At 67.4% G+C, this 13,332-nt stretch carries 14 protein-coding genes; 5 read left to right on the top strand and 9 right to left on the bottom strand.

The window, feature by feature from the left end:
• Positions 1 to 417 precede the first annotated feature (417 nt).
• Positions 418 to 1,431 (top strand): EamA family transporter, encoded by a 1,014-nt coding sequence (locus OG394_RS27480; RefSeq protein ID WP_328989987.1) that lies wholly within the window; start codon positions 418 to 420, stop codon positions 1,429 to 1,431.
• Between the two features lie 50 nt (positions 1,432 to 1,481).
• On the opposite strand, the gene OG394_RS27475 is transcribed toward OG394_RS27480, so the two are convergent.
• The 8 genes from OG394_RS27475 to OG394_RS27440 all read right to left on the bottom strand — a co-directional run bounded on the left by OG394_RS27475 (position 1,482) and on the right by OG394_RS27440 (position 10,819).
• Positions 1,482 to 3,017: a hypothetical protein gene (locus tag OG394_RS27475; RefSeq protein ID WP_328989986.1), complete on the bottom strand. Its 1,536-nt coding sequence runs from the start codon at positions 3,015 to 3,017 to the stop codon at positions 1,482 to 1,484.
• A 286-nt stretch (positions 3,018 to 3,303) separates the two neighbouring features.
• Positions 3,304 to 4,008, bottom strand: a complete 705-nt coding sequence (locus OG394_RS27470; protein ID WP_328989985.1) for an SDR family NAD(P)-dependent oxidoreductase — start codon at positions 4,006 to 4,008, stop codon at positions 3,304 to 3,306.
• Between the two features lie 2 nt (positions 4,009 to 4,010).
• Entirely contained in the window at positions 4,011 to 5,099 is a 1,089-nt protein-coding gene (gene hisC, locus OG394_RS27465; RefSeq protein WP_328989984.1) for a histidinol-phosphate transaminase, read from the bottom strand.
• Positions 5,100 to 5,176: 77 nt separating this feature from the next.
• Positions 5,177 to 6,049: a dimethylarginine dimethylaminohydrolase family protein gene (locus OG394_RS27460; RefSeq protein ID WP_328989983.1), complete on the bottom strand. Its 873-nt coding sequence runs from the start codon at positions 6,047 to 6,049 to the stop codon at positions 5,177 to 5,179.
• A gap of 108 nt (positions 6,050 to 6,157) precedes the next feature.
• The gene (locus tag OG394_RS27455; protein WP_328989982.1) at positions 6,158 to 7,072 is read right to left on the bottom strand and encodes an RNA polymerase sigma-70 factor; all 915 of its coding nucleotides are present in this window, start codon (positions 7,070 to 7,072) and stop codon (positions 6,158 to 6,160) included.
• Positions 7,073 to 7,075: 3 nt separating this feature from the next.
• Positions 7,076 to 8,416 (bottom strand): FAD-binding oxidoreductase, encoded by a 1,341-nt coding sequence (locus OG394_RS27450; RefSeq protein ID WP_328989981.1) that lies wholly within the window; start codon positions 8,414 to 8,416, stop codon positions 7,076 to 7,078.
• A 195-nt stretch (positions 8,417 to 8,611) separates the two neighbouring features.
• Positions 8,612 to 9,226, bottom strand: coding sequence for an S-layer protein (locus OG394_RS27445; RefSeq protein ID WP_328989980.1), 615 nt, complete (start codon positions 9,224 to 9,226; stop codon positions 8,612 to 8,614).
• A gap of 12 nt (positions 9,227 to 9,238) precedes the next feature.
• Positions 9,239 to 10,819: a phage tail tip lysozyme gene (locus OG394_RS27440; protein WP_328989979.1), complete on the bottom strand. Its 1,581-nt coding sequence runs from the start codon at positions 10,817 to 10,819 to the stop codon at positions 9,239 to 9,241.
• A gap of 189 nt (positions 10,820 to 11,008) precedes the next feature.
• On the opposite strand from OG394_RS27440, the gene OG394_RS27435 reads away from it, so the two are divergent.
• The 4 genes from OG394_RS27435 to OG394_RS27420 all read left to right on the top strand — a co-directional run bounded on the left by OG394_RS27435 (position 11,009) and on the right by OG394_RS27420 (position 13,005).
• Positions 11,009 to 11,677 (top strand): GntR family transcriptional regulator, encoded by a 669-nt coding sequence (locus OG394_RS27435; protein ID WP_328989978.1) that lies wholly within the window; start codon positions 11,009 to 11,011, stop codon positions 11,675 to 11,677.
• Between the two features lie 66 nt (positions 11,678 to 11,743).
• Positions 11,744 to 12,127, top strand: a complete 384-nt coding sequence (locus tag OG394_RS27430; RefSeq protein WP_328989977.1) for a phage holin family protein — start codon at positions 11,744 to 11,746, stop codon at positions 12,125 to 12,127.
• Positions 12,128 to 12,134: 7 nt separating this feature from the next.
• Positions 12,135 to 12,569 carry a low molecular weight protein-tyrosine-phosphatase gene (locus OG394_RS27425; protein WP_328989976.1) on the top strand — a complete coding sequence of 145 codons (435 nt, stop codon included), beginning with the start codon at positions 12,135 to 12,137 and terminating at the stop codon, positions 12,567 to 12,569.
• 13 nt (positions 12,570 to 12,582) lie between these two features.
• A complete protein-coding gene (locus tag OG394_RS27420; RefSeq protein WP_328989975.1) occupies positions 12,583 to 13,005 on the top strand; it encodes an ASCH domain-containing protein in 423 nt (140 codons plus the stop codon).
• A 97-nt stretch (positions 13,006 to 13,102) separates the two neighbouring features.
• Here the strand turns inward: OG394_RS27420 and OG394_RS27415 are convergent, their stop codons facing one another.
• Positions 13,103 to 13,318: a hypothetical protein gene (locus OG394_RS27415; RefSeq protein WP_328989974.1), complete on the bottom strand. Its 216-nt coding sequence runs from the start codon at positions 13,316 to 13,318 to the stop codon at positions 13,103 to 13,105.
• Positions 13,319 to 13,332: the final 14 nt, after the last annotated feature.

The raw sequence follows: 13,332 nt of genomic DNA, 5'->3' as shown, positions 1-13,332 counted from the left end.
CCGCGTGGATCCAGGTTGATGCACCTCTGCAGTGGTATCCACTGCCCATCTTGCCGGACACCGTACAGAGCAGACCATGCTAGAGCGAACTGTCTGGACGGATCTTCGTACGCCAGTACGAAGCTGAGTCCCCGTGTTGAGACACCAGTCCGGCCACTGGTCCCCTGACACGGCAACTTCCCGCTCGAATCGGCACTTGTGACACCTCACTGCGAAAAATGACGACATCTGTCACAGATCCGTACCGATTCGGGGCCTTCTTGCCGGCCACTCGCCTGCGCTCGCTGTGCGTATTCGTATGCACTCACTGCGTGAGCCTCGAAACCTCCTTGCGGGATGACCGAGCCGGCCTTAGTGTCAGCATCATTCGGCCCTTTCGCCCCTGACTTCGAACTGGGCCGCCGAGGAGGGTGAACGATGACCACTGTGAGTGCCGCCCCAGCGGCAGCCGGCCAGCGTCCGGCTGCCTCGAGCGCGATGATCTGGTCGGCGCTCCTGGTCATCTACGTGGTCTGGGGTTCGACCTATCTGGCCATCCGGATCGTGGTCGACGCGGACATCCCGCCGATGCTCGGCATGGCCAGCCGCTTCCTGGCCGGGGCCGTGTTGCTGGGGGCGATCCTGGCGCTGCGGTCCGGCTGGCGGCGGCTCCGGGTGACCCGGCGCGAGCTGTTCGGCGCGGGCGTGGTCGGCCTGCTACTGCTTGCCTTCGGCAACGGCTTGGTGGCGGTCGCGGAACGCAGCGTGCCCTCCGGTCTGGCCGCCCTGCTGATCGCGTCCGTACCGCTCTGGCTGATCGTGCTGCGGGTGGCCGGCGGGGAGCGGCCGGCGCTGTTCACCTGGATCGGCGTCGGCGTGGGTTTCACCGGCGCGGCGATGCTCGGCTTGTCCGGTGGCGATACCAGCGCGCGGCCGTTGTCGATCGCGCTGGTGGTGATCGGTTCGATCAGCTGGGCGGTCGGCTCGCGCTTCTCGCCCCGGCTCGGCCTGCCGCGGGATCCGCTCGTCGCGGCCGTCTACGAGATGGCGATCGGCGGTACGGCGATGGTGCTGATCGGCCTCGGTACGGGAGAGGCCGGGCGGTTCCATCCCGGCTCGATCGAGCTGTCGGGCTGGCTGGCGCTCGCGTACCTGGTGGTGTTCGGCTCGCTGCTCGCCTACAGCGCTTATGCCTACCTGCTGGCGAATGCGCCGATCTCGCTGATCGGGACCTACGCGTACGTCAACCCGGCGGTGGCGGTCTTCCTCGGCTGGCTGATCCTGGACGAGGCGGTGACCGGCAAGATCCTGCTCGGCGGCGCGATCGTGATCGTCGGCGTTTGCCTGGTGGTGAGCGCGGAGCGGCTCGGGCGCAAAAGGAAGGACCCGGGCTCCCATGGGGTGCCCGGGTCCTCCTCCGCTGCCGATGCGCGCGGCAGCGGGTCTAGCTAGTCAGTGGGACCAGGCCGACCCGTGTCGGCCCGGTCCCGTGACTTGGTGTCTCAGCGACCGGCGGGGAGCTTGGGGAGCTCGCCGTTCGGCAGCTTCGGCAGTTCCTTGTTCGGCAGCGGAAGCTTGCCGTCGACGGGCAGCTTGCCCTCGGTCGGCAGCTTCGGCAGACCGGGCAGGCCCGGCAGTTCGGACTTCTTGCCGGCGTTGGCCTTCTTGGCCTGGTCCAGGTTCGGCATGTCGATCGGCAGGCCGCCGGTCGGCAGGCTGCCGCTGGTGGGCTGGCCGTCGCCGACCGTGCCCTTGCCGCTGACCAGGGTGTTGAAGTGCCACATCACGTTGGCGATGGTCCAGTTGGCGTCGACGTCCAGCGCCTCGCCGACCGGGTTCGACAGAACCTCGCCCGCCGCCTCCAGCTGCCCCTCGAGCACACCGTTCACCGCACCGACCAGGCCGTCCGGGTGACCGAAGGTCTCCTTGACGACATGATCCGCGTTGGCGACGACGAAGACGACCGCGAAGTCAGCGGCGCCACCGACGTTGCCGCTGTCCATCCACATGTACAGACGACGCGGGTCGGTGCTCGGGATGTTGTTGCGGCCGACGGCCCACGCGGCCACGTGGCCGGTGAACTTGTCGGTCACGATGAAGGCGCCGTTGCCGGACTTCAGCAGGTCGGCGATGCCCTCCTGCTTGGCCAGCGCGTCCACGATCTTCGAGGCCGGCTTCAGCGCGTTGCCCGCGGGCTCGGTGACGGAGCAGAAGCTGCCCGCACCTTCCGTGAGCGCGGCGTCCATGGCCTCTTCGTGGGTGTTGTAGTTGTCACGGCACTGCAGCACCGGGTCGACCGACGGGTCGTTGGTGGCCTCGAGCTTGACGTTGTCGAGGTCGTGATGGCCCAGGGTGGCGGCCGACGGACCCGTGTAGTTGATGGCCACGAAGGACAGCCGGTACTGCTCGCCGTCCTTCAGGTCCGACTGGCCGTCGAGCGCGACCTCGTAGTGCGACCAGTTGTTGGTCGGCACCGAGAGGCGAGCCGGCATGGCCGTCTTCACAACGCGGTTCTCCGAGTCGAGCAGCTCGACCTGCAGACCGTTCCAGCCGATGGCGTACGACACCATCGTTGCGCGCCAGTCGAAGTTCAGCTTCATCGCCTTGGCGTCAGACGCGTTGAAAGTGAACTCCGGCGAACGCCAGACCGAGTACGACGCCTGCCCGTAGAACCACGGGAAGACGGCCGGCGAGTTGCCCTTGAACTGCAGGAAACCGTCGCCAGCGCCGTTCTTGCCGCCGTTGGCCTTGTAAACGTTGTCGATCTTCGCGCAGGTGACACCGTTGGCAAAACAGCCCACCGAGTACTCCTGGTAGCCCTGCCAACCGGCCTTGCCCGCGTTGAAGTTCGCGTCGACGAGCGTGGTGGACTGCGATTCGGCGACCACCGAGCCCGCCGAACGAACCTCCACTGCCGATGCGGTCGACAGCGTGGCGAACCCGAGCGCGGCGGACGATGCCATCGCTACGAACGCCACGGCCGCACGACCGGACTTGGGAAGCGCGCCTGCGCGGCGCTGCTTCGCCCCTTGCTCCATGAAAAAAACCTCCGGATTCCAGCACGATCAGCCACCGGAAAATCCCCCAGCGGCTGCCATGCCCTTGGAATGAGCAAATTCGTCAGCCGGACATCTGCTGACTCCAACACCAACGAAGGCATCCCTGGATCGTTACGGGCTGAAGGCAACAAAGGTGACTCAGTCACCGAATGGCCGGAATCCCTTCCATGTAAGGGAAGTCATCACCTGGAAGCTATGGCCGGATCCCACGGCGTGTCGCTGACGATCAATTCGCCGGAGCCACTATGTTGCCCGCTAACCTGGGTCAGGCGAGCGTACGAAGGTCCACCACGGAGCCGTTCGGAAGGCCTCTGCCGAGCACCGACCAGATCCCCGCCGCAGCCTCGGCCGGACTGCTCAGACCACCCGTCTCGGCCAGTTCGCGGAAACGCCCGGCCGCCGGGAAGTCGGCCTGCCGGATCACCGCTTGCATGTCGGTATCGACCACACCCGGCCCCACCGCGACGACCTGGCAACCGGCCGGCCCCTGCTCCGCACCGACGGTCCGGACCCAGTGATCGACCGAGGCCTTGCCCGCGGCGTACGACGACCAGCCGGGGTACGGCGTTCTGGCCGCTCCGGACGTGAGCATGACCAGGAATCGCGGACACGACAGATGGGCCGAGGCGCGCAGGAAGGCCCGGCCGAGGATCTGCGGGGCGGCCGAGTTCAGCAGTACGGCCCGGGTGTACTCGTCCGGATCGACCTCATCAGCCGAGCCGATCGGGTTGATGGTGCCGGCGTTGTGGACGAAGACCGCGCGCGGACCGTCGTACCGCTGGAGCTCGTCGACGAAGTGCCGCTCGACCAAAGGCCAGGCGGCGGGATCGGCGAGGTCGGCGGCGAAGTGCTCGTCCGTCGTACCGCCGCGGCGCGAGATGTCGATGACCCTGGCGCCGTCGAAGGGAACGGCCGCCGCGAGGGCCGCGCCGATCCCGCCCGAGGCACCCGAGATCCAGACCAGACTCATACCTATTTGTTGTTCCGCCAGGCGGCCGCGATCGAGAGGAAGGTGTCGTTGGCCTCGGGCTCGCCGATCGTGACGCGCACGCCGTCGCCCGCGAACGGACGGACCGCCACGCCCTCGGCATCGACCGCGGCCGCGAAGGCCAGGGTGTCGTCACCGAGCGAGAGCCAGAAGAAGTTGCCCTGCGCCTCGGGCACATCCCAGCCCTGACCGCGCAGCGCGTCGAGCACCCGGACTCGCTCGGCGACGAGGGTCTCGACCCGTTCGAGCAGATCCTTCTCGGCTTCCAGCGAGGCGACCGCGGCGGCCTGCGCCACGTGGCTGACGCCGAACGGCAGCGCGCACTTGCGGATGGCGGCCACGACCGGCTCGTGCCCGATCGCGAAACCGACCCGGAAGCCGGCCAGCCCGTACGCCTTGGAGAAGGTCCGCAGTACGGCGACGTTCGGGCGGTCGCGGTAGAGCTCACCGCCGTCCACCAGGTCCTCCCCGCGCATGAACTCGCGGTAGGCCTCGTCGATCACCACGAGAACATTGCTCGGTACGACGTCCAGGAACTCCACCAGCTCCTGCGTCCGTACGGCGGGCCCGGTCGGGTTGTTCGGCGTACAGACCAGGATGACGCGCGTGCGGTCAGTGATAGCGGCAGCCATCGCCTTGAAGTCGTGACGCGCGTCAGCCGTCAATGGCACCTCAACCGGCGTAGCGCCGCTCAGCCGGGTAGCGATCGGGTAGGCCTCGAACGAGCGCCAGGCGTACATGACCTCGTCGCCGGTCTCGCAAGCCGCCTGCAACAAGTGGTAGAGCACAGCGACGGACCCAGTACCTACTGCGATGTGGTCAGTCAGTACGTCGAAACGAGCCGACAGGGCCTCCAGCAACGCCACTGACCCGTTATCCGGGTAGCGGTTCATGCTGGCGGCCGCAGCGGTCGCAGCCTCTAGTACGCCGGGCAGCGGCGGGTACGGGTTCTCGTTGCTCGACAGCTTGTACGTCGGACGGCCGTCCGACCGCACGGGCGGCTTGCCGGGCTTGTAGGCCTGTACGTCGTCCAGGGCGGACCTGAACCGAACCTCGTCGCTGGGCGTCGTCATAGCCGCAGGCTAACCCTTCCGCCGCCCGGGTAGAACAGTGTGTTGTGACACATGTTGTCCAAACCGGGACAAATGCGTCATACGGACAGCAGCACCTCGCCACCCGGTACGGCAGCGGCGGAGAGGTCGAAGTCGAGCGGGTTGGTGAGGCACCGGATCGAGCCGCCGCCCTTGTGGAACTCGCTCAGATCGAGCACCACCACGCGCAGGCCGAGCCCGGTCAGGATCTCCCGCAGCCGCGGCGAACAGGCCGGCATCAGGATCGTCTCGTTCACCACGATCGAGTTGCCGCTGAAGGCGAAGGCCTCCTCGTCGGTGAGCACGATCGGATCCGGCACGATGCCCGCCAGCGCGGCCCGGCCGGCGTCGTCGAAGGCCGGCGGGTAGATCATCGCGTGGGTGCTGTCGACCGGGCAGAACGGCAGGTCCAGGTGGTACATGCCCTCATGCGTGATGCGCAGCCCCCGAACCCGGACGCCCCACTCGGTGGCGAGGTGCTTGAGCGCCTCGGCGTCGGTGCGCGGGCCGTACCCGACCACCAGGCTGTCCCCGAAGACGAAGGCGTCCCCGGACTCGAAGGTCGGGCCGACGCCGTCCATACCCGTCCGGCTGACCGCGAAACCGTTCGAGCCGAACCACGCGGAGGCGTCGATCGACTCCTGCCGGCGCGGCTCGAACCGCATGTGCGACAGCATCACCCGGCCGGGCTCGACCGCCAGCCCGAGGTTCATCGCGTAGACCATGTCGGGCGAATCCGGCCGCTGGGCCAGCACCTCGACCTCACCACCCGCGTCGATGATCGCCTGCCGCAGCGACTCCCACTGCGCCATGGTGCGAACCGGGTCGGGCTGGTCCTGGGTCGACATGTACGGATTGATGACGTAGTCGATCCGGAAGTGATCCGGCCGCACCATCAGATAACGACGACCCCAACCCAGCGGCTGACCCATAAGCACCCCACATGACTCTGAACCCGATTGACGGATTCCCTGATTGTCCGACAATCAGGAAGTCTGCGGCCAAGCCATCCCCGGCGTCAACCGGGGATGGCTTTCGGGTCATTCCATCGAGCGACGAGCCTCGTTGAAGACCGCCCAGGCGTCCGCGACCGGACCGACGTGCCCGAGCTTGTCGGGGTTGCTCACCGTCCGGATCGTCTGGATCTGCCCGTCGACGATGTCGAGCAGCAAGGTGTTGAGCACCTTGCCGTCCCGGTCGCGGAGAATCGCGCCCGGCTGGCCGTTCACCTCGTGCGCCTCCACCGAGCCGCCGATCCGGATCAGCGACGGGGTGAGTACGGCGAGCAACGCCGCCACGTCCTCGGAGCCGAAGAGCTCTCTGGCCGCGTGCGGGGTCTTGCCGCCACCGTCGCCGACCATGTGAACGTCAGCGGCCAGCAACTCCCGCAGCCCGTCGACGTCGCCTTCCCGGAGAGCGCCGAAGAATCGGTCGGCGAGTTGCTCGCGCTCCTTGCGGTCGGCCTCGAACCGGGGCCGGCCCGCGTCCATGTGGCGGCGCGCCCGGATCGAGAGCTGGCGGCACGCCGCCTCCGACCTGTCCACCACCGAGGCGATCTCCCGGAAGCTGAAGCCGAACACCTCGCGCAATACGAAGACCGCGCGCTCGAGCGGGCTGAGTCGTTCGAGCAGCAGCAGGGCCGCCATCGACAGCGAGTCGGCCAGCTCCGCGGAACGCTCTGGATCGGAGTACGGATCGGCCAGCAGCGGCTCGGGGAACCACGGCCCGACGTACTCCTCCCGCCGGACCCGTGCCGACCGCAGCACGTCGATCGCGATCCGTGTCACCACGGTCGACAGGAACGCCTTGGCCGACTTGGGCTGGGTCCCGGTGGCCTCATACCGCAGCCAGGTCTCCTGGACCGCGTCCTCGGCCTCGCTCACACTGCCGAGGATCCGGTAGGCGATCGAGAACAGCAGCGGCCGCAGCTCCTCGAATTCCTCAGTCCGCGTCATGCCTTACTTGGGCAGTACGTTGTGGTTGCCGGCGAACAGGTTGCTCGGGTCGTACTGACGCTTGACCGCCGCGAGCCGCTCGTACGTCTCTGCCGGATAGATCGCGGCGACGTCCTCCTCGGTGGCCGTGGCGAGGAAGTTCGCGTAGGCGCCACTGAGGTGAGGTGTGAGCCTCCCCCAGATCGCGTCGAAGCCGGGACGAGCGGCATCGACTACCGGCGCCGGGCCCGGGAGAGCGGTCACGAACATCAACTCCGCTTGGCGATGCGCGTACGCCGTGGCGTCGTCGGCGACTCGGGATACGGCACCGCCAACGCTGCGAACCGCGATGGACGGCGGCCGCTCCGACGCCCCGACCTCGGCAAGGATCCGCAGCACCTCCGGCACCGAGTCCTTGTCAACGAAGCCGCTTCGGGTCATGACCTTGATACCCGGCGGCGGGATCATCCCGTCCACGAGCGTGTCCGCGTACGGCTTCAGTACGACGTCGTCGGAGAGCACCGTACCGAGCCGGCGGATCGGGTCGATCGCCTTGGCGGCCAGCTCCGCGTCATCGCCGTCGAAGGCGACGTGGACGTCGACCGGCGCCTCAGGTCCACCCAGGAAGGGGTTGGCGAAGTCCACGATGGAGGTGAGCTCCTCGGGGGCCGTGCGGAGGTAATCCGCCCACCCCTGGAGTACGGCGGCCGCCTCCGCTGCCGGGAAGCTGATCTTGCCGAAGTAGACGTCGGTCGTCGGGTGCGCCGCGAATTCGAAGGCGGTCACGATCCCGAAGTTGCCGCCGCCGCCGCGAATCGCCCAGAACAGCTCCGGGTTCTCGTCTTCGGCCGCACGTACGACCTCGCCGGTCGCGGTGACCAGCTCGACGGCGACCACGTTGTCCATGGCCAGGCCGTACTTCCTGACCTTCCAGCCGATGCCGCCGGTCAGCGTCAGCCCGCCGACGCCGACGCTCTTGGTATCGCCCGAGGAGATCGCCAGGCCATGCGGAGCCAAGGCGGCCGCGACCTGGCCCCACTTGGCGCCGCCGCCGATCCGGACCAGGTGACGCTCCTTGTCGATGACCTCCACGGTCGCGAGGTTGCTCAGCTCGATCACAACGCCGCCGTCGTTGGTGCCGAAGCCCGCAAAGGAATGGCTGCCGCCTCGCACGGACAGCACGAGCTCCGCGGCGGCCGCGAATCTGACACCAGCTTGTACGTCGCCGACGCTGTGCGGCCGCAGGACGTAGACCGGAGTACCCGCGGCCAAGAGCGCGCGACTTGCCGCTTCGTACTCCGCCGCACCGGGCTCGATGATGTCGCCGCTGAAGTCACGGCGAAGGGTTTCAAGTGCTGAGCTCATGACTGCCTTTCACGCAGGAGAAATTCGTACACAAGACATGACGAGACAGGCCCGGCAGATGTGACATAGGCGGGCGAAGTCCGGTGCGACCCGCTCGTCCGGCGCCCCGGCATGCTCGTGGTCGTCGTCATGTCCGCAACCCTGGCGCCTCAAGCTCACTTGAAGTCAAGGCAATTTCGGACTTGCTGCCGGGGTTCAGCTGGTCCGGTAGATCAGCTCCAGCGAGTCCGGATCGACGCCCTGCGAGCGGATCCACTCCCGGGCGTACTCCTTGCCTTCCGGAAAATGGATCGTGATGTAGAAGGCGACGGCCAGCGGGTCGTTCGGAGTGGCCTTCGACATGCCGTAGTCCATCCGGTACTCGCGGGTGAGCCGGGGCAGCTGCGCCACGATCGGGTACTTGGCGGTCTTGCGCTCAGCGTTGTTCTCGTACTCCCGGCTGCCGTGGCCCTCGGCCTCGATGGCCGCTTCCGGATGCTCCTCGAGCCAGCGGCGCCCCTCGGGCCCAGAGGCGTCGAGGAAGATGTCGAACGCCTGCGGCTCACCGTCCTTGACCTCGATCTCGCGGGTGATCGTGGTGAAGCCGCTGCGCTCCGCGGTCAGCTCGTGCACGCCCTCGCGGATCTCGGTGACGCCGTTGGCCGGTTTCACCTTGCCGTCGATGCGCAGGGTCAGGTCGCCCGGGATCGAGTTGAACGTCACCTGCGACTTCGGCCCTGGCCCGAAGACGAGATAGCCCAAGAACCCCAGGACGAGGACCAGGCCCACCACCCCGCCGACAACCCAGACGCGCCGGTAATCCTCCAGCATCAGCCACTGCTCCTAAGGTTTGGCGCTCGCCTTGGCGCGGGCGATGTAGTAGTTGGGCTCGACCTGGGCCGTGGTCGGCTCGGGGATGCGGTCGTGCAGGGAAGCCGAGACCCCGTTGTAGTTGCCGCCATCCTCCCAGTCGATTTTGCCGGTGTAGATGTAGGTGTGCCCGATACCGCCACTGCGGCTCATGATCAGGATGTCGCCCGGCTTAAGCTGGCTGGTGTCGTTGAACGGGATCGTCTCCCACTTCGGGCTGTTCTGCAGGTAGGGCAGCTGAGTCCCCGTCCCGCGGCGTGGATAGTCCGGGTCGACCCCGCTCATCACCACCACCGTGGCGACGAACACGCCACAGTCGCTCCACTCGTCGGTACCGGTGCTGCCGTTGTACTTCGGCATCGCGTCCTGGTACGCCGGGGTGGCCGCGCTCTTGTTCACCGAGTTCGGCACGTTCTTCTTCCAGGCCAGCGTCAGCGCCGTCGCGACGATGTCGCCATTGCCCGCGCCACCACAGCCCCCGGCACCACCGTTGGTGCCCAGCACGTCCTTGGCGAAGGCGATGCGCTTGGCCCAGGACGATTCGTTCGGGTTCTCGTGTCCGCCGAAGCGCTCGTACTTACCACCGAACGCGCGGGTGGCGTCCTCGACGGTCTTGGCCGCCTTCTGGGCGCGGCCGGCCTCGGCCTCCGGCGACGACGTACGGCCCTCGAGCTGCTCGTTCAGGAACCAGAGCTGGTGCTCGAGCGACTCGATCTTCTTGTCGTCGGCACCGTCGCGCCGAGCGGCGTTGATGTACTTGCCGGCCGGCGTCCACTGCACGATGCCCCAGCCCAGGCTGGAACCGGCCGCCTGGCTCGCGGGCGTCTTGGCGCTGGGAGGAGTGTTCTGGAGCCGCATCGGCTCGACGCCCGACTCCCACATCATGTTGCCGACGATCCCGGCCGACTGCTCGGCGGTGTAACCCTTGCCGACGAAGTAGTTGAAGGCCTTCTGAACGTTGTCCGAGCCGACCAGCTCCTCCGAGCCGGAACCGCCACAGCCGCAGCCGCTGCCGCCCTCGCTGCCCTCGCTCATCAGGCTGTCCGGGTCGATCGCGCCGGCTACGTCCTCGGAGTCGCCGGACAGCCACAACTCGAAGTGCAGGTGCTGCCCTTTGGCGCCCGGGTCGCTCTCGTCGTGACTGCCGGAAAGCGCGATCACCTGTCCTTTGGTGACCTTGTCACCCTCGTTGACCTTGCTCTCCTTGAGCCATTTGTAGCGGCTCTCGATGCCCTCGGCGTGCTTGATCCGGATCTCACCGGTACCGGCTTTGGTGACCTTGCCATCGGAGGCCGCCAGCACCTCGGTGCCATCGGGCACGTCGTAGTCGATCGCCTCGTGCTCGCCCTCCTTGAAGCCGGCCTTGACGCCGCGCTTGTCCGGCGCGGTCGGAAAGCCGAACGTGCTCTTCGCCGGCGGCCCGGCGACACAGCCCTCACCCTCGTCGTCCAGACCGCCGATGGCACCGAGGATCAGCGCGATCACGATGATGAACGGCAGCAGCACCATCGTGATGATGCCGATCATGATCATCAGGAACTTGTTGTCACCCATGACGAAGCCTCTCGTTGGGTGCCTCGGCGGGCAGAGGGGGCGGCCACAGACGCATGGGAACAGATTGCCGGATTAGTGGGTCATCGGCATCTTCGTTGTCCACAGGTAGCGCCGCCGGTTATCCACAGGGAGCTCACCAGCGGACCGCGCTTGCGGGATACTGGTCACCCCAAGAGGGAGAATCAGGGCATGTACGAGAGCCTGCGGGTGGATCGCTCCAGCACGGTGGACCGGGTCGTCGACGCCCTCCGCCGTGCGATGTTCAACGGCGAGCTGCCACCGGGGACGGCGTTGCGCGAGCAGCCGCTGGCCGCCGCGCTAGGGGTCGCCCGAAGCACGGTTCGCGAGGCGATGACGATGCTGGTGACCGAGGGCCTGGCCGTGCGCGAGCCGAACAAAGGCGTCAGTGTCGCCATGCTGCACCCGTCGGCGGTGGCCGATATCTGCAAGGCGCGGTTCGTGCTGGAGTCGGCCGGGATCAGGGCCTGGAACGACGCGGACGAACTGGCCAAGGCCCGGGTCGGCACCGCGATGAAGGAATTCGCCGTGATCGCGGGCCAGGCCGACGACCCGGAGGCGATGACCGAGGCGCATCTGGCCATCCACCGCAGCTTCGTCGCCCTCACCGGCAGCGCCCGGCTGATCGCGACGCACGACGCCATCACCGGTGAGGCCCGGCTGGCGCTGGCCCGCGTCGACGCCCTCCGCCAGGACGCGAAACAGCAAATCGCCTCGCACCGCAAACTCGTCCGGCTGGTCCAGCGCGACGCCCTGGACGAGGCGGTCGAGGAGTTGCGGCAGCACCTGGCCGGCGCCGAGGAATCCCTGCTCGAGGCCATCACCGGGCCCGAGGAGTAGCACGTCTGCGGTAGCCCCGGGTAGCGCCTCCGCGCGGTTCGTCGTACGGCGTGGAAGGATCGGGGTATGAAGAACCTGCTGATCAAGCTGATCGCGAACATGATCGCGCTCGCGATCGCGAGCTGGGTCGTCGGCGGCATCACCCTGGAGGGTTCGACCACCTCCCGCCGGGTGCTCACGCTGGTCATCGTCGCCGCGATCTTCGGCGTGGTGAACGCGGTCGTCAAACCTGTCGCCAAGCTGCTCTCGCTGCCGTTCATCATCCTCACGCTGGGTCTGCTGATCTTCGTGATCAACGCCCTGATGCTGATGCTGACGTCCTGGATCACCGGCAAGCTCGACGTCCAGTTCCACGTCGACGGCTTCGTCGCGGCACTACTCGGCTCCCTGGTGATCACCCTCGTCAGCATGCTGCTGAACCTCGTCCTGCCGGACAAGGCCGAGCTCTGATCCGGTCATGACCCGCTACGTCGAAGTCGTCTGCACCGGCAACATCTGCCGCTCCCCGATCGGCGAGGTAGTGCTCCGCGCCAAACTCGCCGAAGCGGGTATCGACGACGTCGTGGTGACCAGCTCCGGCACCGGCGGCTGGCACGCCGGCGACCCGATGGACCCCCGCGCCGCCGCCGCACTCGCCAGACGTGGGTACGACGGAAGCGCCCACCGGGCCAGGCAGTTCCTTAGCTCCTGGCTCGGCGAACGCGACCTCGTCCTCGCCATGGACCAGGGCCACCTCGCCTCGCTCCACCGCCACCAAAGCGTCGTACCCATCGAGCTGTACGACGCCGAGGACGTGCCGGACCCGTACTACGGCGACGACTCCGGCTTCGACGCCGTCCTCGACCAAATCGAAAAAGCCGCCGACTCCTGGGTCACCCGCCTCCGGCCCTAGCCTCTGCTCCCTGATGACCGCACAAACGCCCGAACCGGAGCTCAACGTCCACGAGATGCGGATCTACAGGTCCTACTTCGACCTGATCATCACAGGTCGCAAGACGACCGAGATCCGCGTGAACGACGCCCGACGCAGCAACATCAGGGAAGGCGCACTGATCCGGTTCCGCTGCGAAGGTGATGAGGCACTGGTCCGCGTCGTTCGCGTCGCCCACTACACCGACTTCGACGCGATGCTCACCACCGAGCCAGTCGAGGCGATCAATCCGCTGGCCACCCGCGAACAACAACTCGCCGCCATCCGCCAGATCTACCCACCCGACCGCGAAGCCCTCGGCGCCATAGCCATCGGCATCGAACTCGTCGACCCGCCGCGCCCCGAGACGGAGGCAGGTCTCTCCGTTCCAGACCACCCGAAGGTCCGTCGGACGTAGCGCGGGCCCTCGGTTTGCCGGTTCCCTAGCGCCAGCGCCAATCGAACACCCGCCCACCTCCAGATATCGGAAGCCGTGCCGGGCCGATCGACCGTACTCATGCCGATGGCCGAACCTGATCCTGTGGGCGGAGTGCTGGGGTGTGGTCGTGGTCGGTGCCAGGCCAGGCGATGCGGAGGCCGTCCTCGGTGCCGGCCAGGATCCACGGGTTGATCGCATGGTGCAGTACGACGGGCAGTGTGCCGCGGCTTTCCGCCGAGACCCATAGCGCTTCCAGTTCGTCGTACGTCGTCAGCATGCGCGGCCCGGTCATCGGTCTCCTCGTCG

Source organism: Kribbella sp. NBC_01245 (assembly GCF_036226525.1).
In the GTDB taxonomy this organism is placed as follows: Bacteria; Actinomycetota; Actinomycetes; order Propionibacteriales; family Kribbellaceae; genus Kribbella.
This window is presented reverse-complemented; position numbering and strand designations above follow the sequence as displayed.